General features: G+C 31.2%; 27 protein-coding genes. 18 read left to right on the top strand and 9 right to left on the bottom strand.

Annotation, left to right across the window (positions count from 1 at the left end; translation table 11 throughout):
- Positions 1 to 6: 6 nt before the first annotated feature.
- Positions 7 to 501 carry a thermonuclease family protein gene (locus tag MOV42_RS08200; protein ID WP_324170707.1) on the bottom strand — a complete coding sequence of 165 codons (495 nt, stop codon included), beginning with the start codon at positions 499 to 501 and terminating at the stop codon, positions 7 to 9.
- 48 nt (positions 502 to 549) lie between these two features.
- Between MOV42_RS08200 and MOV42_RS08205 the strand changes: the two genes are divergently transcribed.
- Positions 550 to 714, top strand: coding sequence for a hypothetical protein (locus MOV42_RS08205; RefSeq protein ID WP_324170708.1), 165 nt, complete (start codon positions 550 to 552; stop codon positions 712 to 714).
- Between the two features lies 1 nt (position 715).
- Here the strand turns inward: MOV42_RS08205 and MOV42_RS08210 are convergent, their stop codons facing one another.
- On the bottom strand, positions 716 to 1,180 hold the full coding sequence (locus MOV42_RS08210; protein ID WP_324170709.1) for a hypothetical protein: 465 nt from the start codon (positions 1,178 to 1,180) through the stop codon (positions 716 to 718).
- A 97-nt stretch (positions 1,181 to 1,277) separates the two neighbouring features.
- Positions 1,278 to 3,170: a molecular chaperone HtpG gene (gene htpG, locus MOV42_RS08215; protein WP_324170710.1), complete on the bottom strand. Its 1,893-nt coding sequence runs from the start codon at positions 3,168 to 3,170 to the stop codon at positions 1,278 to 1,280.
- 141 nt (positions 3,171 to 3,311) lie between these two features.
- On the opposite strand from htpG, the gene MOV42_RS08220 reads away from it, so the two are divergent.
- Positions 3,312 to 3,638: a hypothetical protein gene (locus MOV42_RS08220; RefSeq protein WP_324170711.1), complete on the top strand. Its 327-nt coding sequence runs from the start codon at positions 3,312 to 3,314 to the stop codon at positions 3,636 to 3,638.
- Here the strand turns inward: MOV42_RS08220 and MOV42_RS08225 are convergent.
- Entirely contained in the window at positions 3,635 to 4,534 is a 900-nt protein-coding gene (locus MOV42_RS08225; RefSeq protein ID WP_324170712.1) for an AEC family transporter, read from the bottom strand. The genes MOV42_RS08220 and MOV42_RS08225 overlap by 4 nt on opposite strands.
- Positions 4,535 to 4,617: 83 nt before the next feature.
- On the opposite strand from MOV42_RS08225, the gene abc-f reads away from it, so the two are divergent.
- The gene (abc-f, locus tag MOV42_RS08230; protein ID WP_324170713.1) at positions 4,618 to 6,573 is read left to right on the top strand and encodes a ribosomal protection-like ABC-F family protein; all 1,956 of its coding nucleotides are present in this window, start codon (positions 4,618 to 4,620) and stop codon (positions 6,571 to 6,573) included.
- On the opposite strand, the gene MOV42_RS08235 is transcribed toward abc-f, so the two are convergent.
- Positions 6,562 to 7,911, bottom strand: coding sequence for a class II 3-deoxy-7-phosphoheptulonate synthase (locus MOV42_RS08235; protein WP_324170714.1), 1,350 nt, complete (start codon positions 7,909 to 7,911; stop codon positions 6,562 to 6,564). The genes abc-f and MOV42_RS08235 overlap by 12 nt on opposite strands.
- 142 nt (positions 7,912 to 8,053) lie before the next feature.
- Between MOV42_RS08235 and MOV42_RS08240 the strand changes: the two genes are divergently transcribed.
- From MOV42_RS08240 to MOV42_RS08295, 12 genes are all read left to right on the top strand, one after another.
- A complete protein-coding gene (locus MOV42_RS08240) occupies positions 8,054 to 8,965 on the top strand; it encodes a GGDEF domain-containing protein (RefSeq protein ID WP_324170715.1) in 912 nt (303 codons plus the stop codon).
- Between the two features lie 2 nt (positions 8,966 to 8,967).
- Positions 8,968 to 9,588, top strand: coding sequence for a CvpA family protein (locus MOV42_RS08245; RefSeq protein ID WP_324170716.1), 621 nt, complete (start codon positions 8,968 to 8,970; stop codon positions 9,586 to 9,588).
- 2 nt (positions 9,589 to 9,590) lie between these two features.
- The gene (locus MOV42_RS08250) at positions 9,591 to 10,079 is read left to right on the top strand and encodes a Fur family transcriptional regulator (RefSeq protein ID WP_324170717.1); all 489 of its coding nucleotides are present in this window, start codon (positions 9,591 to 9,593) and stop codon (positions 10,077 to 10,079) included.
- Positions 10,069 to 11,580, top strand: coding sequence for a lysine--tRNA ligase (lysS, locus tag MOV42_RS08255; RefSeq protein ID WP_324170718.1), 1,512 nt, complete (start codon positions 10,069 to 10,071; stop codon positions 11,578 to 11,580). The genes MOV42_RS08250 and lysS overlap by 11 nt, the downstream gene beginning before the upstream one ends.
- 5 nt (positions 11,581 to 11,585) lie before the next feature.
- The gene (locus tag MOV42_RS08260; protein ID WP_324170719.1) at positions 11,586 to 11,828 is read left to right on the top strand and encodes a hypothetical protein; all 243 of its coding nucleotides are present in this window, start codon (positions 11,586 to 11,588) and stop codon (positions 11,826 to 11,828) included.
- Positions 11,829 to 11,872: 44 nt separating this feature from the next.
- Positions 11,873 to 14,149: a 5-methyltetrahydropteroyltriglutamate--homocysteine S-methyltransferase gene (metE, locus tag MOV42_RS08265; RefSeq protein WP_324170720.1), complete on the top strand. Its 2,277-nt coding sequence runs from the start codon at positions 11,873 to 11,875 to the stop codon at positions 14,147 to 14,149.
- Between the two features lie 69 nt (positions 14,150 to 14,218).
- A complete protein-coding gene (locus MOV42_RS08270; protein ID WP_324170721.1) occupies positions 14,219 to 15,466 on the top strand; it encodes a serine hydroxymethyltransferase in 1,248 nt (415 codons plus the stop codon).
- A gap of 8 nt (positions 15,467 to 15,474) precedes the next feature.
- Positions 15,475 to 16,017, top strand: coding sequence for a DUF1882 domain-containing protein (locus tag MOV42_RS08275; protein ID WP_324170722.1), 543 nt, complete (start codon positions 15,475 to 15,477; stop codon positions 16,015 to 16,017).
- Between the two features lie 61 nt (positions 16,018 to 16,078).
- Positions 16,079 to 16,720 (top strand): SPOR domain-containing protein, encoded by a 642-nt coding sequence (locus MOV42_RS08280; RefSeq protein ID WP_324170723.1) that lies wholly within the window; start codon positions 16,079 to 16,081, stop codon positions 16,718 to 16,720.
- Entirely contained in the window at positions 16,720 to 18,129 is a 1,410-nt protein-coding gene (locus MOV42_RS08285; RefSeq protein WP_324170724.1) for an anthranilate synthase component I family protein, read from the top strand. The genes MOV42_RS08280 and MOV42_RS08285 overlap by 1 nt, the downstream gene beginning before the upstream one ends.
- Before the next feature lie 10 nt (positions 18,130 to 18,139).
- Positions 18,140 to 18,934 (top strand): shikimate dehydrogenase, encoded by a 795-nt coding sequence (locus tag MOV42_RS08290; protein ID WP_324170725.1) that lies wholly within the window; start codon positions 18,140 to 18,142, stop codon positions 18,932 to 18,934.
- 35 nt (positions 18,935 to 18,969) lie between these two features.
- A complete protein-coding gene (locus tag MOV42_RS08295) occupies positions 18,970 to 20,367 on the top strand; it encodes a chloride channel protein (RefSeq protein WP_324170726.1) in 1,398 nt (465 codons plus the stop codon).
- Position 20,368: 1 nt separating this feature from the next.
- Here the strand turns inward: MOV42_RS08295 and MOV42_RS08300 are convergent, their stop codons facing one another.
- From MOV42_RS08300 to MOV42_RS08310, 3 genes are read right to left on the bottom strand one after another with little or no spacing between them, the layout of a single operon-like run.
- Complete coding sequence (locus tag MOV42_RS08300) at positions 20,369 to 21,253, bottom strand: phospholipase A (RefSeq protein ID WP_324170727.1); 885 nt, start codon at positions 21,251 to 21,253, stop codon at positions 20,369 to 20,371.
- Position 21,254: 1 nt separating this feature from the next.
- Entirely contained in the window at positions 21,255 to 21,824 is a 570-nt protein-coding gene (gene recR, locus MOV42_RS08305; RefSeq protein WP_324170728.1) for a recombination mediator RecR, read from the bottom strand.
- The gene (locus MOV42_RS08310) at positions 21,821 to 22,888 is read right to left on the bottom strand and encodes a murein transglycosylase A (protein ID WP_324170729.1); all 1,068 of its coding nucleotides are present in this window, start codon (positions 22,886 to 22,888) and stop codon (positions 21,821 to 21,823) included. Before MOV42_RS08310 ends, recR begins: the two co-directional genes overlap by 4 nt.
- Positions 22,889 to 23,020: 132 nt before the next feature.
- Here MOV42_RS08310 and dnaJ point away from each other — a divergent pair, with 132 nt between their 5' ends.
- From dnaJ to MOV42_RS08325, 3 genes are read left to right on the top strand one after another with little or no spacing between them, the layout of a single operon-like run.
- Positions 23,021 to 24,151, top strand: a complete 1,131-nt coding sequence (gene dnaJ / locus MOV42_RS08315; RefSeq protein WP_324170730.1) for a molecular chaperone DnaJ — start codon at positions 23,021 to 23,023, stop codon at positions 24,149 to 24,151.
- 12 nt (positions 24,152 to 24,163) lie between these two features.
- Positions 24,164 to 24,754 carry a class II aldolase and adducin N-terminal domain-containing protein gene (locus tag MOV42_RS08320; protein WP_324170731.1) on the top strand — a complete coding sequence of 197 codons (591 nt, stop codon included), beginning with the start codon at positions 24,164 to 24,166 and terminating at the stop codon, positions 24,752 to 24,754.
- 14 nt (positions 24,755 to 24,768) lie between these two features.
- Positions 24,769 to 25,098, top strand: a complete 330-nt coding sequence (locus tag MOV42_RS08325) for a thioredoxin family protein (protein WP_324170732.1) — start codon at positions 24,769 to 24,771, stop codon at positions 25,096 to 25,098.
- On the opposite strand, the gene MOV42_RS08330 is transcribed toward MOV42_RS08325, so the two are convergent.
- Positions 25,093 to 26,391, bottom strand: a complete 1,299-nt coding sequence (locus MOV42_RS08330) for an adenosylmethionine--8-amino-7-oxononanoate transaminase (RefSeq protein ID WP_324170733.1) — start codon at positions 26,389 to 26,391, stop codon at positions 25,093 to 25,095. The genes MOV42_RS08325 and MOV42_RS08330 overlap by 6 nt on opposite strands.
- Positions 26,392 to 26,462 lie beyond the last annotated feature (71 nt).

A 26,462-nucleotide genomic window follows, 5' to 3' on the forward strand; every position in this document is an offset into this window, starting at 1 on the left:
TTTCAACTACAGTTCTGGCACACAACTTGTGAATATATTTGTACCCCATAAACCTTTTTTTTGCATCTTAGCTTTTCTTTGTGCCGCTGTATAATAATCTTGAAACTCTTCATCTTTAAAAATTGGTTTTTTTATGGCTAAACCTTCTTTTAATAATAATTCAGAAAGAGTTATTTGTCCTTTCGCATAAACAACACATCCATCCTCTTTATTTTGAATATGATATAGTTGTTTGTCTTTTAAAATAAAATTTACAAAATACTCTTTCTTTGGATATCTTTTATAAAAAGCATCTATACTTTTTTGACAGATAGAGTTTCTTTTTGACTTATAATATAATGTTTCTAAAGCTAATACACCATATGCCTGACATTCAAATGTATAATTTTCTATACCAAACTTTTGTTTTTCGTTTGACATGATATTTTCAAGCCTAGCTAATACCAATTCATTAGCATCTAAGCTCAAGATAATGTAAAAGTAGATAAATAATTTTAACATGATATAATTATAGCAAGCTATAAATAAATATAAAAGGAATGTAGAGTTTTGGATGATTTTAAATTAAAATTGATTCTTAGTCTGTTAGTTGGAGTTATATTCTCATTTGTATTTATACTCCTCTCATTTGCCTTGCCTTTAGACAACAAAAAGGTATTTAAAAAAACACCTAAAAATACTTTAGAAAAAGTTTCTCACTCAGTTAAACAATAATTTAAAAAGAGCTTTTTATCTCTATTAAGCGTAATGTTTCGTGTGCACGCTTTGGTTTTAATCTAATTGCACAATAGACTAAAGCCTCAACACATAAACTAAGATACTCTAAATCTGTACTTGTCATCATATCTTTCAATATCTTACCTGCATCAAGAATACGAAGATTTCTAACAACACCTAAATTTTTATGAGTTAATTCTCGTAATGATGTAAAATCAAGTTTTCTTGATATCTCCTTGTTTGCTTGTAATGCTTCTAAATATTGTAAATATATTACTTTTGATGTTAATATTTGAGTTACATAATCTTCTACTAGCTGATTTACCAAGTCAAAATCCAGACCTAGTTCTTCCATCGCTTCATCAGGAAAATATTGATAATTTTCTATTTGTAAATCTATAAAATTTTTTTGTAAAAAAATTTTTGTATCCTCTTGTTCTTTTAGTGCAATTGTATTGTTCATAATAAAATATATCATATTTATATCTTTTTATTACTATGCTTGCCTATTTAATATAAATTAATTTAACGAGTGCTACAAAAGCACTCATCAAAAATAATTATAAGGCTTTAGAAATAATTCTATTTAGTCTTGAAATAAAATCTGCTGTATCATCAAGTTCTTTTCCATCAAACAATTTTGCTTGGTCAAGAAGTACATGCGCAGCATCATTTACTAAATTTTGGTCAACCGAATCTTTTAGTTTTTTAAGTAGTTCATGATTTGGATTTATTTGTAAAATCGGAGCAGGTTCTGGCATATCTGAATCTTGTCCCATTTGCTTCATCATTTGAGCCATCATATAAGCTTGATCTTCTTTATCTTCTTTTAGTTTTACAGGAGAATCAACTAAATCTGATGTAGTCTCAACAGATTTAACACTATCACCTAGTGCATCTTTGAGCTCTTTTGCTAAACCTTCATAAGTTTTTGCTACTTCTTCTTCAGCTTTTTTCTCTTCTTCACTCTCTTCAAACTTAGCATCTGCTACTGCTACTAATTTATAATCTTTATACTCTGTAACCATAGGAAAGATGATAGTATCAACTTCTTCATTTAAAACTAAAACATCAAGACCTTTTGCTTTAAATCTCTCTAATGCAGGAGAAGATTTTAACATTGCTAAAGAAGCTTTACCAGTGATATAATAAATTTCTTTTTTCTCATCATCGATATTTTTTACAAAATCTTCTATCATTACAGTTTCTTGAGAGTTCATAGTGCTAAACTGCATAAGTTCTAAAATCTTTTCACGATTTTCATAATCATTATAAAGACCTTCTTTTAAAACATTACCGAATTCTCCATAAAAAGTATTGTATTTTTCTTTATTTTTTTTAGCCATTTTTGCTAATTCTGAAAGAACTTTTTTTACAGATGTTTTTTTGATTTTGTCCATTGTTGGATTTGATTGTAAAATTTCACGAGATACATTAAGTGGCAAATCTTTAGAATCAATTACACCTCTTAAAAATCTTAAGTAAGTTGGCATCAATTCTTTTTCATCATCAGTAATAAATACACGGTTAATATATAGTTTAATCCCTGTTTTATAATCAACTCTAAAAAGGTCCATAGGAGCTTTTGATGGGATATAAAATAGTGTAGTATATTCAACTGCACCCTCGGCTTTATTATGTATCCAACTTAAAGGCTCTTCAGATGAATGTGCGATAGAACTATAAAAATCTTTATACTCATCTTTAGTAATATCTTTTTTAGGAATTGTCCAAAGAGCACTTGCTTTATTTATTTGCTCATTTACTATATCTGTTCTACTTGGCTCAAGTTCTTTGTCATCATCATCTTTTACAGCAGGAACAAAATTTTCTTTATCCATAAAAATAGCAAAAGGAATATGATTTGAGTATTTTTGAATAATACTTTCAACTCTATAAGTTTCTAAAAATTCACTCTCATCATCTTTTAGATGCATTACAATAGTTGTACCATGCCCATCTTGAGTTGTATTTTCTAACTCAAAAGAACCATCCCCTGTACTTGTCCATAAAAATGCTTGGGTCTCACCCGTTTTCTTAGTTGTAACTTCCACTTTATCTGCAACCATAAAACAAGCATAAAAACCAACACCAAACTGACCAATAAGATTTGAATCTTCTTTTTGATCACCAGTAAGGTTTTCTAAAAATGCTTTTGTACCTGACTTTGCAATAGTACCAAGATTGTCCATCAAATCTTGCTCATTCATTCCAATACCAGAATCTTTGATTGTTAAAGTTTTAGCTTCTTTGTTTACAACTATGTCTATGCGAGGTGCGAAAACCACATCTTTGTATTTATCATCTGTTAAAACTAACAAATTTAGTTTATCTAGTGCATCTGAAGCATTTGAAACTAACTCACGAAGAAAAATTTCTTTGTTTGAATATAGTGAGTGAATCATTAGATGTAATATTTGATTTGCTTCTGTTTGAAACTGATGTTTTGCCATTTTAGTTATCCTATTTAATAATATTTTGTAAGTTTAGCGAAAATTAGTTAATAAATACAAGTTCTATCAATAAACTTTAGTCACTAAGACTAAATAAACTTTAGTCCTATTTCTATTTGTGTAAATTTGATATACTTTCATATGAATGATTTTATAGATATGATAGAGCCGACTCCAAAACTGCACTCAAAAAAGTGTAAACTTATTTCAATGCTGTTGAGAATCTTTTTACAATATGGCATCTATATAATAGGTTCACTAGTTTGGCTAAAATATGACTACTTTATTAGCATCGCTACTTTTCTTTTAAGTTTCATAATTATGGGAATAGTCCGCTCAAAAATAAGAAATAGCGTAATACCGATTAAACAAAGAGAGTATCAATACAATGACAAAGGCATAGCGGATTGGTACACTGCAAAAGAGATATGCAATGATGAACTTGAGAGCAAGATAGAAAAAATCTAAGTTATATAATTATGCAAAATCCAAGTAGTCAAGAAAGATATTAATATTCCATATCCAACAATAGCAGAGCTAAGTCTTGGAGCTAAACCAGCCATAGATGCCACCGCACCTGCTGTTATCATAGGTCCCATACCTGCTTCCATAATAGAAACTAAGGCAGCTTTTCCTTGCCATGAAAATATCATAACCACGCCAATAGCAATGAGTGGAGAAAGAATTAGTTTTACACTCAAAGCACCAATAAAAGGTTTCACATCTTCAGGTGGAAGTTTAAATCTAAGTTGCAAACCAACAGCAACAAGAGCTAAAGGAACTATCGTACTTGCTAAAGATTCTAAAACACTTACTACAACTGGGTTAAATGTTCTTCCTATAAAAAACATTGATATTATAAGAAACAAAAATGGAGGAAAAGTAATAATTTTTCTTGCAATAACTTTAACATCTACACTCTCTTCACTAGAATAATAAGCAGCGATAAAAGTACCATAGGTTGCAAGTGCAATAAACGAGCCTAACTGGTCATACATAACAACATAAGGCAAAGCACTATCACCAAGATATGCTTGAATAACAGGAATACCAACAAAAGAAGTATTACCTAAAACTGCTACAAGCATTAAAGCACCTGTAACTTCTTTAGAAAAGTTCATTATTTTACATAAAGATAAAACTGCAACAGCACTAATCCCCATAACAATCCACGCAATAATAACAGGAATAATAATCTCAAAAGAAAAAGTAAGTTGAGGAACTTTAAGTAAAACCAAGGCTGGTAAAGAAATATATAAAATAAATTGATTTAAAATTATAGGTGTGTCTTTTGGAAAAATATCTTGCTTATTTATAATATAACCTATCAACATTGCTATAAAAATTAACGCAAAATTTTCCATACTTTTCCTTCTGGTTGAATTATAGCAAAGTTTATTATAACTTCATCAAGCTATAATTATAAAAATTAAACTTAAGATTATTTATGGCACTAATAGACCTACAAAACATCTCAAAACATTACTCCGCTCAAAAGATACTCACAGAAGTAAACTTTCATATTGATGAGGGTGAGCGTATCGTTATTATTGGTAAAAACGGTAGTGGCAAATCAACCTTGATGAAAATTATAAATGGAACATTAAATCAAGATAGTGGAAACAGAATCACTAAAAATAATTTAGAAATAAAAATGCTAGACCAAAGACCTAACTTTAAAGATGGACAAAGTGTTCGAGAAGCTGTTGAAGATGGACTTAAAGAGTTAAACGATGCAAAAAATAAATACAATGAACTCTCGTTAAAATTAGCCGATGATTTTGACAATAAAAAACTTCTTGATGAGCATGAAAATTTATCTCGCTACATAGAGCATCATAATGCTTGGAATTTAGATGATAAAGTAGAGAGAATTATTAATCATTTTGATTTAAAACAGTATGAAGACAAACCCTTAGTTCTTCTGAGTGGCGGAGAACAAAGACGAGTTGCTCTTGCTTCTTTACTCTTACAAAAACCTGATATCCTACTTCTTGATGAACCTACAAATCACTTAGATGTATATATGGTTGAATTTTTGGAAGAGTTGATTTTAAAAGAAAAATTTACTCTTATTTTTATATCTCATGATAGATATTTTATAGATAGAATTGCTACTAAAAGTATAGAAGTTGAAGATTGTACTTTACGCGAATACAAAGGTGGTTATAGTGATTACCTAACACAAAAAGCAGAACATATAAGAACTCTTCAAAAACAACATGATAATCTTCTTGACATTTTAAAAAGAGAAAATGCTTGGTTTGCGAGAGGAGTGAGAGCAAGGCTTAAAAGGAATGAAGGTAGAAAAGACAGACTTATGAGTCTTAGAGAAGATGCTAAAACTAACCCTGCAAAAATAAGAAAGATGTCTATTGAACTTCAACGAGAAGATAAACATTTTAACCGAGACAAAAGCATAAACAAGCAAAAAATGCTATTTGAAGTAGAAAACTTATATCTAACTTTAGGAAGCAAAGAACTTTTAAAAGACTTCACAACTCGCATACTTCAAAAAGATGTTATAGCCATAGTTGGACCAAATGGAAGTGGTAAATCAACACTACTTAGAGCTCTACTTGGACGGCTTGAGCCAACAAGTGGAAAAATAAAACAAGGTGAGTTTAACATCGGTTACTTTGACCAACATAGAGAGATGCTAGATGATGATAAAAATATTATGGAAACATTTTGTCCTCATGGAGGGGATAGAGTGATTGTACGGGGTAAAGATATGCATGTATATGGTTATCTTAAAAACTTTTTATTTCCTAGAGAATTTTTAGAAAAAAAAGTTGGTATTTTAAGTGGTGGTGAAAAAAATCGTATAGCTTTAGCCCTTCTTTTCACAAAAGATGTAGATATTCTCATACTTGATGAGCCTACAAATGATTTAGATATTCCAACTATAAATATTTTAGAAGAACAATTAACCAACTTTAGCGGTGCGGTCATTATAGTAAGTCATGATAGATATTTTGTAGATAAAATTGCAAAAAAATTATTTATTTTTAAAAGCAATAAACATATAGAAGAGTCTTATAAGCAGTATTCAGAATACTTAGAGATTGAAAAAGAAGTTCAAGAACTCGCTATTATGGAACGTGAAAGCAGTAAAACTCAAGAAATTAAAATCATAAACCTAAAACCTAAAACCTTAAAACTTACATTTAAAGAAAAAATGGCTCTTGATAGTTTACCGGCAGAAATAGATGCTCTTGAAGAAAAAATAGAGAAAATGAATGAATGCTTAGCAAATCCAAAATGTTATGAAGATATTGGAATTACTCAGTTAGCTCTGGAATTAAAAGAGTTAGAAGAAACTTATGAGTTAAAAATTGAAACCCTTTTAACAATAGAAGAAAAAGAAGAACAGATAGAGTCTAAAACTCTATCTTTTTGATTCTTTTAAAGTATCTGCGATTAAAAATGCCAATTCTAAAGACTGGTCAGCATTTAGTCTTGGGTCACAGTGAGTATGGTAACGAGAACTTAAATCTTCTTCAGTTACTGTAAATGAACCACCAATACACTCAGTAACATTTTTACCTGTCATCTCTAAATGCACGCCACCAGCGATAGTTCCCTCAGCCTTATGAACTTGGAAAAACTGTTTCATCTCTGTTAGTATTGCATCTACTGGACGAGTTTTGTAGTTATTTGAAGATTTTATAGTATTGCCATGCATCGGGTCACAAGACCAAACAACTTTCATGCCTTCTTTTTCAACTGCTCGTATAAGTTTTGGCATACCTTCGCCAACTTTATTTGCACCCATTCTAACTATAACATTTAAACGACCAGCTTCATTATTTGGATTTAATATTTGACAAAGTTTAATTAAATCCTCTGGATCCATAGTTGGTCCGGCTTTTACACCAATCGGATTTTGAACACCGCGTAAGTACTCAACATGAGCGCCATCTAATTGACGAGTTCTATCTCCTATCCATAACATATGAGCAGAAGTGTCATACCAGTCACCGCTAATAGAATCTCTTCTAGTAAAAGCCTCTTCGTATGGAAGTAAAAGTGCTTCATGTGATGTATAAAAATCTGTTTCTCTTAAATTTCTGTAAGTTTTAGATGTGATTCCACAAGCTTGCATAAATTTTAAAGAGTTTTCTATTTCTTGAGCAAGTTTTTCATACTGAGCACTTACTTCACTTTTATGTGCAAAATCTAAGTTCCAACTGTGCACTTGGTGTAGGTCAGCTAATCCACCCGTTGCAAAAGCACGAAGTAAATTTTGAGTAGCAGATGCTTGATTATAAGCTTTAATCATACGCTCTGGGTCTGGAACACGAGCTTCCTTTGTAAACTCTACAGCATTTATAATATCACCACGATAAGAGTCAAGTTCAACACCATCAAATGTTTCTGTATTTGATGAACGAGGCTTTGCAAACTGACCACCAAGACGACCAACTTTTATAACTGGCACACCACCTGCATAAGTCATTACCACAGCCATTTGCATTAAGGCCTTAAATGTATCTCTGATGTTATCTGCATGAAACTCACTAAAACTCTCTGCACAATCGCCACCTTGAAGTAAAAAAGCTTTACCTTGGGCTGCGTCACCTAACTGCTCTCTAAGTCTTTTAGCTTCTCCAGCAAAAACAAGAGGAGGATAGTTTTCCAATTCTTTTAAGACTCTATTTAAATCATCTTTGTTTGGATAAGTTGGTTGTTGTAAAATTGGCTTTTCTCTCCAACTTGTTGGGCTCCAAATACTCATAGTAATACCTTAAATCATAATTTTTATTATTTTACATTAAAACACCTAAAATAGCTATAAATGCTATCCCTTAATATATAACAAAAGTTTTTTTTATGCTTATATTAGATATGATAGCACTATTATTTACATAGGATATGCCTTGCAAAAAAATGAACTTATTTCTGTTTCAAATGAAATGTGTAAAAAATTACTATCAATTATAGACCAAGAAGAAGTTGCAACAAAGGAAAAGGTTGCAGACTATCTTTTTGAGTCAGCACAAATAATAATGAATATAAAAGAAGAAGAAGTTAGTGAAAAAGGCTTTGCAAAAACTTTGTTCTTAGATGCTTATAAAGAAATTGCTACACAAAGTTTATCTTCATACGCTAGTAGTAATGTTAAAATACAAGAACTTACAAAGCTACATGAAGAAACCTTATCAAAGTGTCAAGCACAACATATTGACTTGCCTGCACTTACAAGTAAATTTGATGAAATTCAAACTCTTATGAGCTATGAAGTACAAAAAGCCAATGAAATCATTACAGAACTCACATCAAAAGTTAAACAACTAGAAGAAAAATCAAACTTGGATTCATTGACAAAGATCTACAATAGACGCGCTTTATCAACATACTTAAATAAAATTTGCTCAAATAAAGAACTGCCTTACAATTTTCATCTCCTAATGCTAGATATAGATGATTTTAAAGTTATAAATGACAAATATGGACATATCGCTGGAGATAAAGTTTTAATCTTTGTATCTAACATTCTTAAAAAAACACTTAGAGAAGGCGATAAGGTATTTAGATATGGTGGAGAAGAGTTTATTATAGTATTGAATCGTATTGATGATAAACACTGCAAATTAATAACCAATAGATTACTTGAATTAATTAGAAATAATAAACTTATATATAAAAATGACAATCTAAGCATTACAATGAGTGCAGGAGTAACAAACTTTATCAGAGGGGACACTCCTAATAGTTTAATAGCACGAGCAGATAAGGCCCTTTACCAAGCCAAAAAAAATGGTAAAAATCAAATGCATGGAATAAAATAGATATGGAATTAAACTATTTTGATTTAGTAGCCTCCGTAATTATTCTTTTACTAGGTTTAAAGGGCATACTCAACGGTTTTTTTAAAGAAGTCTTTGGATTAATTGGAATCATTGGTGGTATTTTTATAGCATCTAGAGTTGGTGATAATGTTGGTACTGCCTTAAGTAATATGATTTTTAATTTTGAAAATAGCAGTGCCATAAGCTTTTTAGGGTTTTTATTTACACTAGCGGTTTTTTGGCTTTTTATGATTGGTGTTGGTTTAATCTTTAAAAAATTAAGTTTATTAAGTGGTCTTGGTGTATTTGATAGAATTTTAGGGTTTATATTTGGTGCAAGTAAATTTTTTCTTATCGCTGCTGTAATTGCTCATGCTGCTTATAATATAAAAGCGGTTAAAAGTGCTATTGACTCAAGTGTCGAATCTAGTATTTTATTTCCTGTTCTTGTTAGCACAGGAGAATTTATAATGAAATTAGACCCTGTTGAAATAAGCGATGATATAAATAAATCAATTGATAAAGTCAGCGACAAGGTCAAAGAAAGTGCAAAAACATCAACAGAGAAAATGGTTGAGAAAACAAAAAAAGAAATAAAATCAAAAATGAAAGGAAACGAATAATCATGTCTAATGTAATAACAAATTTTGATGAAAAAACTATTGAGTATGAACAACTTTTAATTGACTTTAAGGTACTTCTAAAGAAAAACTCTCTTAAATTCACTATACAAAGAGAAGTAATTTTAGAAACTCTTTATAACTCAGATGAGCATCTTACTCCAGAATCTCTACATAAACTCATCCAAGAAAAATTTCCAAATTTAAAAACTGGAATAGCAACAGTTTATAGGACACTATCTCTTTTAGAAGATTCTGATATGGTTACTTCGCTATCTTTCGGTGCACAAGGTAAAAAGTATGAACTTGGTGCTAAAAATCATCATGATCACCTTATATGTACGGGATGTGGCAATATAACAGAATTTGTTGATGAACAGATAGAAAATAGACAAGAGCATATTGCTAATGAATTAAACTTTAAAATAACAGACCACTCAATGCAAATTTATGGTTATTGTAAATCATGTCAAGGAAAAAATATTGGCTTTTGAAAATAAATTTATACAACAAAGGATCGAGAAGGCAAAGCTTTTAAAAGATGCCGGTTTTAATCCATATGCAAACGATTCAAAAAGAAATACAACTATACAAAAATATCTAAATGTAAACTCTGATATCGGAGAAAAAGAAGATAAAAGAGATGACAAGCGTCATTATATTGTAAGCGGAAGAATAAAGTTTTTAAGAATTATGGGAAAAGCTAGTTTTGTAAAAATTGAAGATGAAAGTGGGATGCTTCAAGTATATGTAGCTAGAGACAATCTTCCTGCAGATTTTTACAATACTATGTTTAAGAAAAATATTGAAGTTGGAGATATAATAGAGGTTAGCGGATACCCTTTTATAACAGGGAAAGGTGAGCTATCTATTCATGCAATGGAGTTAAAACTTTTAACTAAAGCTATCGCACCTCTACCAGAAAAATTTCATGGAGTAACTGATAAAGAAATTAGATATAGAAAAAGATATTTAGATCTTATTATGAACTCTGAAGTTCGTAAAACTTTCCATACTCGTTCTCGTGTCATTTCTCTTACAAGACGATTTTTTGAAGATAAAGGATTTTTAGAAGTTGAAACTCCAATGATGCATCCAATCGCTGGCGGAGCTAATGCAAAACCATTTGTTACTCATCACAATGCACTTGGAATTGATAGATTTTTAAGAATTGCACCTGAACTTTATTTAAAACGACTTATTGTTGGTGGATTTGAAGCAGTATTTGAAATAAATAGAAACTTTAGAAATGAAGGTATGGATGCTACTCATAATCCTGAATTTACATCTATTGAATTTTATTGGGCATATAAAACTTATAAAGATTTAATCGAGATTACTAAAGAGTATTTTCAGTATCTTTTTGAGCACTTAAATCTTCCAACACTTCTACCTTATGGTGAACTAGAAGTAAACTTTGAGAACTTCCAAGAGATTCCTCTAATCGAGTCACTTACAACTATTGGTGGTGTCCCCCCTGAATCGTGTAAGGATAAAGAATCAATTATCTCCTACTTAAAGTCTAAAAACATAACTGTTAAACCAGGAATGAACTTAGGTCAACTTCAGGGCGAATTATTTGATGAATTTGTTGAAGAAAAATTAATAGATCCAACATTTATTACAGAATATCCAGTTGAAATTTCTCCACTTGCTAGAAGAAGTGATGACAACCCCGATATCACTGAAAGATTTGAACTTTTTATAGCAGGTCGTGAAATAGCAAATGCATTTAGTGAGTTAAATGACCCAATTGATCAATATGAAAGATTTAAAGGTCAAGTAGATGCTAAAGATGCGGGAGATGATGAAGCACATGAGATGGATGAAGACTTCATAGACGCATTAAGCTATGGAATGGCACCAACAGCAGGTCAAGGAATAGGCATAGATAGACTTGTTATGCTTTTAACAAATCAACATTCAATTAGAGATGTTTTATTGTTTCCTGCAATGAAACCAATACACAATGAAGAAAAACAAGAAAAAGAATAAAATATATGAAATCTCCTAGTAGCTATGGCAGAATATTCTCAGAAAAAGATGAACTAGCTGAATCTTCTCCTGATGAAATATTAGAATTAATTTATGAATTTAACTCAAAACCTTGTCAGTGTAACTGCTACTATAAATTAAAAACTAAAGTAACACTTCTTATAAACCATTTTATACCAAGATGTCCTTTTTATACCGTTTATTTTGCATTCCGTAGAACCGGTGTGCATCCTCCTTTTATATCCTAAAAACCAAGCAAACTAAAACTAAAAATATATATAAGGATACAATAATGTCAAAAAATTACATCGTAGGATTTCCAAGAATTGGAGAACAAAGAGAATTAAAAAGAGTATTAGAGAATTTTTGGGCTAAAAATTGCTCATTTATTGAAGTACAAAAAGTAGCAAGTGAACTTAAAAAAAGACACTGGAACTATCAAAAAGATTCTGGCATAGATTTCATAAGCTCGAATGATTTTTCACTTTATGACAATATGCTAGATACTGCCATTATCTTAGGTGCAATTCCAAAAAGATTTAAAACTCTAAATAATGAAGAACTGTATTTTTCCATGGCTAGAGGGAATAAAGATTGTGTTGCAATGGAGATGACAAAGTGGTTTAATACTAACTATCATTATATAGTGCCGGAACTATCACTTGAAGATACTTATAAACTAAATGCTTCAAAGATTATCAATGAGTATGACGAAGCAAAAGAATTAGGTATAAAAACTAAGATAAATCTAATTGGACCGATAACATTTTTAGGTCTCTCTAAAAGAGTTGACAACGGTGACACTTATGAGTTGTTTAACAAAATCTTAGCAGTTTATGAAGACCTCTTAAAGGAAATTTCAAAACTTGATGAGTATATTACTATACAAATGGATGAACCAATATTTGTAAGAGATAATGAAATGAAAATATTAAGTCTTATCAAACCAACTTATGACAGACTGGCAAATATTAGTAAAAATATAAATATAGTTGTAACTACATATTTTGAACACTCAAATGAAGCCACAAAAATTTTAGTTAATACTCCTATTTGGGGATTAGGACTTGATTTTTTGCATGGGGATGAAAATCTAAAATCTCTTGAATTAATTTCTAATAGTAAGAAGAAGCTAATTGCGGGTGTAGTTGATGGTAGAAATATTTGGAAAAATGATACTAAAAGCACAAACAAGCTTTTAGAGAGTATTGCTCAAAATGTAGATAAGAAAAATATTATAATTAGTTCGTCTTGTAGCCTTTTACATACCCCTTTTACACTAAAGTATGAAGAGAAACTTGATAAAGAAATTAAAAACTGGTTGAGTTATGCAGTAGAAAAACTTGATGAAATTTCACTTGTCACAAAACTATTTTTTGATGGTATAGATAGTTTAGATGCAACAAACAAAGACGCATTAGATTCAAATATAAGAGCTAATAAAAGTAGAAAAACTTCTGCCCTTATTCATGACAAAGCTGTACAAGAGAGAGTAACCTACTATACTAAATTTCAAAGAGATGGCAGATATGAAGATAGAATCAAACTTCAAAAAGAGATTTTGGGATATAAAGATTTAGCTATTACAACTATAGGTTCATTCCCTCAAACACCTGAGGTGAGAAAAGCTAGAAGAGCGTTTAAAAATGCTGATATTTCTTATGAAAATTATGAAAAACAAATGAAGGATTACATAGATGATTGTATAGCTTTCCAAGAAGAGTGTGGCATAGAAGTTTTAGTCCATGGGGAACCTGAAAGAAATGATATGGTTGAATACTTTGGAGAACAGCTACAAGGATATGGATTTTCTCAAAATGGTTGGGTACAGAGCTATGGCAGTAGATGTGTTAAACCACCATTTATATATGGAGATATAAGTCGTCCAAAAGCTATGACCGTTGATTGGATAACATATGCACAAAGTAAAACTAAAAAAATAATGAAAGGGATGCTAACAGGTCCGGTAACCATTTTAAACTGGTCATTTGTAAGAGATGACATGCCTAAAGATGAAGTTTCAAAACAAATAGCAGTAGCTCTAAGTGATGAGATAAATGATTTACAAAAAGCAGGAATAAAAATCATACAAGTTGATGAGGCAGCATTTAAAGAGGGTTACCCATTAAGAGATAAAAAGATAAAAATTTATGAAGCATGGGCTGTCAGAGATTTTAAAATATCTGTAAGTAGCGCAAAAGAAGAAACTCAAATCCATACTCACATGTGTTATAGCGAGTTTAATGATATCATCCAAACTATAGAAAATATGGATGCAGATGTCATCTCGATAGAAACTGCAAGAAGTGGAAATGAACTCTTAAAAATATTCAAAGAGGTTGGCTATAAGCAAGAAGTTGGTCCCGGAGTTTATGACATTCACTCTCCAAGAATACCAAGTATAAATACAATTGTCCATCAGATAAAACTATTACTTGAAGTTTTACCAAAAGAACAACTTTGGATTAATCCAGATTGTGGTTTAAAAACTAGAAAATGGAGTGAAGTAAAACCAAGTTTAAAAAATATGGTTGAGGCAGTTAAAATAATTAGAGCTAATCTTAAATAGTTTTTATTCAGTCATTTATTATTAAATATTGAGTATAATCCAATCAAATATAATAAGGAATTTTATATCATGAGTTTTTTAAAAGAGTACGATAGTGAAATTTACGATTTATGCGAAAAAGAGTTAGAACGCCAAACTGACCACTTAGAGATGATTGCATCTGAGAACTTTACACTTCCTGCAGTTATGGAAGCTATGGGTTCAGTTTTTACTAACAAATATGCTGAGGGTTACCCTGCTAAACGCTACTACGGTGGTTGTGAATATGCTGATGGTGTTGAGCAACTAGCAATAGACAGAGCTTGTGAACTTTTTGGATGTAACTTTGCAAATGTTCAACCACACTCAGGAAGCCAAGCAAATGGTGCAGTTTATGCAGCACTTTTAAAAGCTGGTGATAAACTTCTTGGTATGGACTTAAGTCATGGTGGTCATTTAACACATGGTTCAAAACCTTCTTTTTCAGGTAAAAACTACTCTAGTTTTACTTATGGAGTTGAGCTTGATGGTCGTATTAACTATGAAAGAGTTATGGACATTGCCCAAATTGTAAAACCTAAAATCATCGTTTGTGGTGCATCTGCTTATGCTCGTGAAATTGACTTTAAAAAGTTTCGTGAAATAGCTGATGCTGTTGGTGCGATTTTATTTGCTGATATCGCACATATTGCTGGTCTTGTATGCGCAGGTGAACATCCAAGTCCTTTTCCTTATGCGGATGTTGTTACAACTACAACTCACAAAACTCTTGCTGGTCCAAGAGGTGGTATGATTATGACAAATGATGAAGATATTGCAAAGAAAATAAACTCTGCTATCTTCCCTGCTCTTCAAGGTGGTCCACTTGTTCATGTAATCGCTGCTAAAGCTGTTGGTTTTAAATACAACTTATCTCCAGAATGGAAAGAGTACGCTAAGCAAGTAAAAATAAATGCTAAAATCCTTGGCGAAGTAATGGTTAAACGCGGATATGATGTAGTTTCAGGCGGAACTGATAACCACTTGATACTTGTTTCTTTTGTTGGAAGTGAGATTTCAGGAAAAGATGCTGACTTAGCTCTTGGTAACGCTGGTATAACTATCAATAAAAATACAGTTCCAGGTGAAACAAGAAGTCCATTTGTAACTTCTGGTATAAGAGTTGGTTCAGCTGCTTTAACTTCTCGTGGTATGAAAGAAGCCGAGTTTGAACTAATCGCAAACAAAATGGCTGATGTTCTTGATGATATTGATAACACTGAGCTTCAAGCAAATATTAAAGCTGAATTAAAAGAGTTAGCTCAAAACTTTATAATTTATAATCAACCGACTTACTAAGGTAAAACATGACAGCTATGGATACAAAACTTATAAAAATGGTGAGTGACCACTACTGGATAAAAAGAGAAAAAGTAGTAGAAAAACTCACCTTTAAGGGTCGTACTTTTTATAATAAGTTTGAAAAGGTTAATGCACCTTTGACTCAATCTTTAATAAATCAACACCTAAAAGGTGATATAACTATCGCTCATTCTATTGTAAACAAACATGTAAAAGTTGAAAATATAGTTATAGATTATAATGGTAGAGACCCTGAAAGATTTTATCACAAGGCTCAACTCCTCCTTCGAGAAGAAGGCTATATAAACTTTACTGCTTATACAACAAAAACAGATGGTCACCTTCATGTATATATTCATAAAGGTCATACAACCTTACAAGAAGCAATACAACTTGGTAAAATGATAAGTATGAAACTGTCTGCTAAACAACCTAAGCAATGGAGAATGTTTCCAAGTGCTGATATACCTAATGAGTACAATATTTTAACCTTACCTTACGATGTTTACGCTAAAGAGCGAGGAGCTTCTTGGTCTAAACACATGTAAAGCGTATGTAAATATGTTTTTTGATATGATAAAGTAGATAAAAAATTTTGAGAGAGAAATTATGAATGAAAAAAATGAACTGAATGATATAATTTTAAATAGAGGTGGTTCTAGTGGTGGTAACAAAAAAATTGTTTTAGCAGTAGCTACACTTGGTGTAATTTTAATTATAGTAGTTATGCTAATGAGTACCTTGACTCCTGATGCTAAAGAAAATCTTCCACAACCGATTCCTCTTCCTACTCAACAAAGTCATATTACTCCTACACAAAAGAGTGAACCTCTATTTGAAGAAGTTGTAGTTGTTGAAGAAAACTCTAAAAGTAATGATTCTTTAGATGAAATAGCACAAAGATTAAAAAAAGAATCTCTTGAAGATATAAAAGAAACAGTAAAAAAACCCGTTAAAAAAATAACAAAAAAAATAACAAAATCAACACATAAAAAAGTAGTAAACACCCCAATAAAAGAAGTATCTAGTGCAAAAACATACTTTGTTCAAGTTGGTTCTTTTTCAAAATACGAACCAAATAAAAAGTTCTTAGATTCTATTTTAAGTCAAGGTTATAGATATAAGTTTCACAAAGTAAAAAACTTAACTAAAGTTTTAGTTGGTCCATTTTATAATGAAAAAGAAGCGCGTGCAGCACTAAGAGTATTAAGAAGCAACATAGAAGCAGGCGCTTTTTTAGTTAAAATCTAATGATATATTATAAACAATTTGTACTCGACCAACTAGCACCTATCGCTGTTTACTCTAAATTAAAAAAGATTTTTAAAAATGAGATTAGTTATCTTTTTGAAAGTGCTGGACAAAGTGATGGGAACTATAGTTTTATCTGTATAGGCGCAAGAGAAAGACTCCAATACATAAATAATCAAACTATTTATACTGATGCTTCTGGGAAACAACATACAAAAATAAAAAATCCATTTACTTTTTTAAAAGAGTATTATAAAAAAATTGATACAAGCATATACAAAGAAGTGGCTTCAAAATTAAACATTGGCTTCGTTGACGGTTTTATAGGATATATCGGTTATGATATGGTTAAAGTCTTTGAGCCAAAACTAAACTCTGCCATGGATAACTTAAAAGATGAGTTAAATACACCTGACTTAGATTTAATGCTTCCAAAAATCATATTAGTATATTCACATAAAAATCATCAAATCACTCTTGTTAGTAAACTAGAAGAGATGCATAATAAATTTGATTTCATAGAAAATTCACTTAAAGACAACTACCAATATATTCACATGAAAAAGAATATTGGAACCGATAAAGGAAGTTTTTCACACTCAAAAGATAAATTTTTCAAAATGATTGATGATTCAAAAGAGATGATAAAAAGTGGTGATGTTTTTCAAATTTTAATGACAAACCGTTTTATAAGAAAGATAAAAGTTGATCCTTTCAGTTTTTATAGAATTTTAAGAACAAAAAATCCATCTCCTTATATGTTTTTACTTGAATATAATGATTTTAACATTGTAGGTAGTTCACCAGAAGTTATGATAAGACTTACAGATGGAGAGCTTCTTCTTCGTCCAATAGCAGGAACAAGAAAAAGAGGAGCTACAAAAATTAAAGACAAAGAGATGGAAGATGAACTTCTAGCAGATCCAAAAGAGCTAGCAGAGCATCTTATGCTTATTGATTTAGGTAGAAATGATGTTAGTCGTGTTGCTAAAACAGGAAGTGTGAAAGTTCAAGACATGATGCATATTGAACGATTTTCTCATGTTATGCATATAGTTTCAGATGTAACAGCTGAGCTTGATGATGGCAAAGATATGTTTGATTTGTTTATGGCAACTTTTACAGCTGGAACAATGACTGGAGCACCAAAAATCAGAGCAATGGAATTAATAGCTAAATATGAAGGTCTTAAAAGAGGTTTTTACAGTGGAAGCATCGGATATTTTGGTTTTGATGGGAACATGGACAGTGCAATAACTATACGAACAGCAATGGTAAAAAAAGACAAGGTCATTCTTCAAGCTGGAGCTGGTATTGTTGCAGATAGTCAAAATGAATTAGAGTATTTAGAAGTTAAAAATAAGCTTGGTGCGCTCATTCATTCATTAGAAGACTTAGACAAAAATTAAAGAAAACAATATGAAAAAACTATTTGCTATCTTTGGTAATCCCGTATCACACTCTCGTTCTCCACTTATGCACAATAGTGTCTTTAAAGGCTTAAACTACAATGCATGTTATACTAGAGTGCACCTACTTGATGGAACAAAATTAAGAGAAACCTTTTTCAAACTAAAACTCTCTGGTGCCAATGTGACAGTTCCACATAAAGAGGCTGCATATAAAGCTTGTGATGAAGTTAGAGGTTTTGCAAAGAAAGTTGGCGTTGTTAACACCATTATAAATGAGAATGGCAAACTTGTTGGTTACAACACAGATGCTGATGGTTTTATGTTCGCTATAAAAGAATTTAAAGAGATAAAAAATGTTCTCGTTATTGGTGCTGGAGGAACAGCAAAAGCTTTAGCATCTAGGCTTGTTCAAGACAATATAAAAGTTACTGTGTTAAACAGAAGTGCTTCAAGATTAAAGTTTTTTATGGATATAGTTGATGAATGTTATACTTGGGATAACTTCAAATTACAAAAATATGATTTAGTTTTAAACTCAACAAGTGCTGGATTAAAAGATGATGAATTACCTGCCCCAAAAGATATGATTAATGATATTTTAAATAATACTTCTTTTGTTGCAGATGCTATCTATGGAAAGCTAACACCATTTTTAAAACAGGCACATAACAAAAATATAACATATAAAGATGGAGCAGATATGCTTTTAGGTCAAGGTATTTTAGCAAACGAACTTTTTGTAAATAACGAACTAAAAATTGATAAAATCAAATATTTCATGCAAAAGAGCTTTAATCTGTAGTAAATAGTGCTAAATAAGAGTACAATACGACAGAGATGAAAAAACATACTATTGAACAAACAACTATCTTTTTAAGTGTCGCTAAATGGCTACTCCTTTCCTCTTTTGTAGGTATAATTATTGGAGCAACTGTTACACTATTTTTAAATATTTTACAATATTCTGAACAAAATCAACATCTAGTTCCATTTCCTCACTACTACCTTCTTCCTTTTGGTTTAGTTGCAACTGTTTGGTTAGTAAAAACATTTGCTCCTGATGCAAAGGGTCATGGCACAGAAAAGGTTATAGAAGCCGTACATAAAAAAAGTGGTAAAATCGAAATTGCGGTTATTCCTATAAAATTACTTGCAACTGTAATAACTATATTTACTGGTGGTTCAGTTGGTAAGGAAGGTCCAGGGGCGCAGATTGGTGCAGGCATGGCATCTTTTGTGTCAGACTTATTTCGTTTTTCAAAAGAAGATAGAAAAAAGCTTGTTATTTGTGGGATTGGAGCTGGATTTGCTTCAGTGTTTGGAACACCAATCGCAGGTGCAATCTTTGGTGTTGAAGTTTTAATAGTAGGACTAATTCGTTATGATGTTCTTCTTCCTTCTTTTATTGCAGGTTTTGCCGCTTTTTCTACTGCCCAATATTTAGGAATAGATTATACATATTTTGATATAAATTTTCATCAAATAGTCACTCTAAATTTACCTCTTATTCTTCAAGTAATTGTTGCTGGATTATTTTTTGGTCTAATCTCTGATTTAACTATAACTTTTTTAAAGCGTACCGAGAGATTTATTAGTAAAGTAGCTTTAAATGTATATATTAAAGCATTTATTGGTGGTCTTTTTCTTGTCGGATTATCACTTGTGTTTGGAGATGAATATTTTGGTTTAGGAATTGAAACTATTGATAAAGCACTTGGGCCAAACTCATTACATAATGCAGATATACCTTGGTATGCTTTTATTTTAAAAACAATATTTACTGCTGTAACCTTAGGTTCTGGAGGAAGTGGTGGAATTGTTACTCCAATATTTTACATTGGAGCAACAAGTGGTAATTTATTTGGTACTATTATGGGTGGCAATATAGCATTTTTTGCCGCTATTGGTTTTGTAAGCGTTCTTGCAGGAACAACAAATTCACCAATTGCTGCGACTATTATGGCTATGGAGTTATTTGGTATTGAAGTAGCTCACTATGCTGCTATCTCTGTTGTTATAAGCTTTTTTATGACTGGTCATAGAAGTGTCTTTCCTTCTCAAATTTTAGCAATGAGGAAGTCAGATATGCTAGACATAAAAAGTGGTGATAGTATTGGAAATGTCAATGTTAAAATAAATACTGCTGAGATAGATAGATTAACTAAATTTCGTGATAGACTTCAAAGTAAACGAAAACGAAGAAATGAAAATAAAAACTCTAAAAATAGTAATTAAACTATCTTGAAAAACTAAATCCAATAGAAAATTTTGTTACATAATTGTTATAATCAATCAAGCTTTCACCATATCCTGTAAAAATTTTTGCATAAAAGTAAGTATCTTTTATAAGTGGATATGAATATGTGACTTCCGCTGCACCTTGTTTTGTCTCAATATTCCCTCTTCCCATTAAAGTAAACATATGTTTATTTAAAAAATAGTTGAATTTCAATGAAGTGTACCCTAGATATTCCATTATATCAGGATTGTCTGTGCCATGTATAGTTTCATAAAAAGGTATCCAAAAACTAAATTCTGTAACTAAAGTATCATACTGAAATGAAAATTCAGAGTAAATATAGTTCATGCTTCTAGATTGATTATTTGTGTTATATCTTTGAGTTGAGACAATAGTGGAAGTACCTGCATTACTTCCTTGTCCGTTAGAGCGATGAGCATATGCTACCTTTATGGATTTCATATTTAAAAATGAATCTTTATCTTCAATCGGAAAAACAACAAAAGCTTCAGGATTGTAAGTTGTTTCTCTAAATGGAGAAGAATCCACATAAATTTGCCAAAAAGCTTTGTGAGTATAAGAGAGATAATATTTTTCATTTAATCCAAAAAGTCCACTTCCAACACCTAACTGCAAACTAACTTGCAATTCTGCTTCAATATTTCTATAATCACCAGTAGGAGAGTAATTATCATAAATACCATTTGTTCTATAACCATAAGGCAAAAGATAGTTGACTTTATATGGCTTTAGTCCAAAGCCGCCATCTATCCATGTATTCATACTATCTATAGCTTCACTATCTTTTATCTTTGTAGTTTCTATATTTTCTAAAGCATAGATACTAGTAAAAAAAATCAAAACTATAAATATATATTGCATCTTAAACCTTTACTCTATCTTTTAATGCTCTAGTTAGGGATAATATATCCACATTTTCCAAACTTACTCCAGTTGGAACACCTTGTGCAATTCTTGAAAAATTTATATTAAAAGAACTAAGTTTTTCTTCTATATATAAAATAACTGCATCATTTGAAATAGATGGGGTAAGAGCAAATAAAACTTCACTAATTCCATTTTCCACCATTTTAACAAGATGTGAAACAGTTAACTCTTCTAAAGAATCAAGCACAAAATATTTACCATCAAAAAGTCCATTTTCTTCCAATAAAAGTACATCTTTAGCATTTTCTATAATACACAATAAGGTATTATCTCGTCTTTCATCACTACAAATAGAACAAAGTTCATCTTCACTCATTCCACCGCATACTCTGCATTTTCTCAAACTCCCAAGAGCGTCTTCTATTGCTTGAGATATTTTCATACCAACAAAAGTATCATTAATTGCCATATGATATGCTAGTCTTGTTGCAGACTTTTTTCCTATTGTTGGAAGTTCTTGTAGTGCATCTACCAAGCGGTTGAATTTATCTAATGAGCCTCTCACTTATTTTCCTTTGGTAGTAATATCCATAATCTTAGTTCTGATTTCAATTCACCTGCTATTTTGCTAGCTTCACTTGACGAGCCAAAAAACATGTCAGCTCTAACTTCGCCTTTTATAGCTCCACCAGTATCTTCAGCCATTACAATTTTATCTACTTTTTTACCATCTATTATAGCATCTAAAAAGAGTATGCTTCCTAACTGTATGATACGTCTATCAACAGCAACAGAACGCTGAGGAGTAAGGACTAAACCAAGTGAGCCAGATGCTCCATGTTGCTTTTGTTTGAAAAAAACTACTGACTTATTATAATTTAAAACTTCATCAATTCTACTTGGATTATCTATAAACCATTGCTTGATACTTTGAAGAGATATTGTCTGGGATGATATTTCACCTTCTTTTACTAAATATTTACCAATAGAACTATATTTATGCCCATTTTGATTTGAAAAACCAACAAATATTTTTTTTCTATCTTCAAAACTAACCATGCCTGAACCTTGAACTTCTAAAAAGAAAAGATCGATTTTTGAGTCTGTGTAACAAATAATGTCAGCATCTAGACCTGATTTAGCAATTTGCTCTCTTGTGTGATAAGGAACTAACTTTTTACCTTCTACTCTTCCTCTAAGTCTATAATTTTTTAAATCGGGATAGACACTAGTTAAATCAACACTTATTAAATCATTTGGTTCATTATACACTGGATAAATATATGGTTCTCTTTTTATATATGAACCTCTGATAGTAGGTTCATAATAACCTGTTAAAAGTCCTTTTTTGTTGGCATCTAGATTTTGAATCCTATAAACATCAAATTCGGTTTCAAAAAAAGTTTTTGGATTTTTACTTAAAGTTGCTTTTTGGCATAGATGCAAGTAAATTTTTTGAGTTTTTGTACTTCTACAACTATTTATAAATGAGTTAAGTGCTATTTGGTGATTTTCATATTGCCATCTAGGCAGTTCATCAAAACTAGCAATTGAAAATATTGACTTTTCTTCTTTTGCACATCCCACAAAAAATATAACAATGGCCAATAATACTAAACTTCTCTTCATAAAAAGAATTATACTCATATTAAATTAAAAAAGAACAAGTAGCTTTCACTTTTAGACTCTAATGAATTCGAGGTTCCTTTAAATTTAAAACGATATAATTGCGAAAATTTATTTGTAGGATATTAATATAGTATGCAAGAACTAAGCTATTATGAAATATTAGAAGTAACACAAAGTGCTGATAAAGCAACCATTAAAAAAGCTTATAGAAAGATGGCTAAGATGTATCACCCCGATAAAAATCAAGGGGATGCAGAAGCTGAGCAAAAATTCAAACTATGCAATGAAGCATATCAATGCCTAAGTGATGAACAACAAAAAAGTGTATATGACCGTTATGGTAAAGAAGGTCTTCAGGGTATGGGTGGCAGCAGTCGTCGCTCCTCTAGTGGTTTTGATGACCTAGGTTCTATGTTTGAAGAAATGTTCAATGGCTTTGGTGGAGGTGGAGGACGAAGTCGCCGTCAAAACCCACAAGATATGGAAAAATATAACCTTGATTTAGATGTAGAAATGTATCTAACTTTTAATGAAGCAATTTTTGGTTGTGAAAAAAAAGTAGAATTTACATATAAGAAAGCTTGTAAACCATGTAAAGGTACAGGTGCTAAAAATGCAAAACTTTCAACTTGTAAACAGTGTAAAGGTCAAGGTCAAGTTTTTATAAAACAAGGTTTTATGACTTTTTCTCAAACTTGTCCTGTTTGTAATGGTGTTGGAAGTGCTCCTTCAGATTCTTGTAAAAATTGTCATGGAAATGGCTATGAAGAAACAAGAGAGTCTGTTACTATTAAGGTTCCACAAGGTATAGATGAAGGTAATCGCCTAAGAGTATCTGGCAAAGGAAATATTGGGAAGCGTGAATCAAGAGGAGACTTATATGTTACCTTTGGCGTAAAACCTGACAAACATTTCCAAAGAGAAGGAAATGATGTTTATATAGCAATACCAGTATTTTTCACTCAAGCAGTTTCTGGAGAAACTTTAACTATTCCATCTTTAAGAGGAGAGTTAGAGTTAAAACTTGATATTGGTACAAAAGATAAACAGCACTTTACATTTAGAGGTGAAGGTATAGAAGATGTACACGGACATGGTAAAGGAAATTTAATCGCTCAAGTAAACATAATTTATCCTAAAAAATTAAATGATGAACAAAAAGAACTTTTGACAAAACTTCAAGACTCTTTTGGTATAGAGTCTAAACCACATGAAGGTGTTTTAGACTCTGCTATCGAGAAGATGAAAAGTTGGTTTAAATAAAAAGGATTTAAGATGAACAGAGAGCATTTAAAAGGTAATTTATCTACATTGGCATTATCTATGTTTAGAAAAGATTTTTTTGGCATCTATCATGGTTCATTATCCGCTAAAACAGAATCAAATCGTTTTATTATTAACACAAAAGAAGCTATTTTTGACGCTTTAGATGACAACTCTTTAATAGAACTGTATTTCAAAAAAGATTATAGATGGAATCAAGCAAGTATTGACTCAAGTATTCACTTTAGCATCTACTCTCAAATCTCAGATGCTAAGTTTGTTTCTTTTTCGATGCCACCTTTTACAACAGCCTACTCACTTGAACACAATATCATAACTCCAAAAGATTACTTTGGATTTAAAGAACTTGGTTCTATTGAAATAGTAAACCCTAAACAATTTGAAGATTGGTATGAGAGAGCACAAAGTGAAATCGCGTATTATTTTCAAACTAAAAAAACAAATATTATGGTTATTCGTGGTTATGGAGTTTACTCTTTTAACAGAGATTTACATGAGATGGCAAAACAGTTAGCAATTTTAGAAAAAAGTTGCAGACTTTTACTACTAGATAGTTCAAGAAGTGATTATAATTTTGATTAAAAAGGAAGATATAAATGGCAATATTTGAAGTAGATGACAATAACTTTCAAGATACATTAGATGCTGAGTTTAAAAAGAACAACATAGTTATTTTAAAGTTTGGTTCTGATTTTTGTGATGCATGTATGGCACTAGATACTGAACTAGAGCAAGTTGATGAAGAAGATTTAAATATTTCAATTATTGCAGTAAATACAGATGACTATCCAGAAATTGCAGAAGCTTATGATGTTTATCAATTGCCAACAATGATAATTTTTAAAAACATAAATTACACCATTTATGATAGCCAAGGTGTTGTGCTATCTGATGATATTTTACAAATTGTAAAGTCTTCTTTATAGCGCTTCAATAGCCTCAAACGCCACATTCATCATTTTATCAATCTCTTTGTTAGTTATAACATAGGGAGGCATAAAATATATAACATGACCAAGCGGTCTTAATAAAACCTCATTATTTAAAGCGTATTGATACACTTTTAAGCCTATACGCTCTGATGCTTCATAACCTTTTAACTCAACGACACAAATCATGCCTGTTTGTCTTATGGAAGCAACATTTTCTAGCTCTAAAAATTTTTCTAGTTTATCACCCATATATTTGGAAATTTTTTTATTGTTTTGTATAACATTATCATTTTCAAATATATCAAGGGTAGCATTGGCAGCAGCACAAGCAAGAGCATTTCCCGTATAAGAGTGTGAGTGTAGAAATGCTTTATGTTCATTGTAGTCACAATAAAATTTTGCATATATTTCATCTGTTGTTAGCACAACAGAAAGAGGTAAATAACCTCCAGTTAAACCTTTTGATAGAACCAAAAAGTCAGGAGTTATATTCGCTTTTTCACAGGCGAATAACTCTCCTGTTCTACCAAAGCCAACCATTACTTCATCTGCTATCAAATGAACATTATATTTATCACAGATTTGACGAACTAAAACTAAAAACTCAGCATGATACATGTGCATATAACCTGCCCCTTGTACTAAAGGTTCCAATATAATTGCACTTATTTCATCTGATTTTTCTTTACATAACTTTTCAAATTTATCAGCAGCCATTTTTGCAGCTTCTATACTCATATTAGATGGAACTGGAGTTTGTAAAGTTTTTAAAAGGAGTGGCTCATAAGTTTGTTTGTACAACTCTACATCACCTACACTAAGAGCACCAATAGTTTCACCATGATAAGAGTTTGTTAGCGAAACAAAAACATTTTTTCCACTAATACCATCGTTAAGATGTGCATGGTAACTCATTTTTAGAGCAACTTCTACTGCACTTGAGCCGTTATCAGAATAAAAACATTTTTCTAACCCCTTTGGTGTTAGTTTTACTAAACGCTCTGATAATTCTACTACACCCTCATGCGTGAATCCTGCTAAAATTACATGTTCTAAAGTGTCTAACTGTTTTTTTATTCTTTCATTTATATATTTATTTGTGTGTCCAAATATATTTACCCACCAACTACTAACTGCATCAATTAACTTATTTCCTTCATAATCTTCAAGCCAAACACCGTGAGCTTTTTTTATAGGAATTAAAGGTAATGTTTCATGATCTTTCATCTGCGTACATGGATGCCAAAGGACACTTAAGTCCCTATTTTTAAGTTCTTCATTTTTCATAACGGAATTTTATCAAGTTTTAATACGAATTTACCTAAAATTACAAAAATAACGCATATAAGGTAATATTA

The sequence above is a fragment of the Sulfurimonas sp. genome, from assembly GCF_029027405.1.
In the GTDB taxonomy this organism is placed as follows: domain Bacteria; phylum Campylobacterota; class Campylobacteria; order Campylobacterales; family Sulfurimonadaceae; genus Sulfurimonas.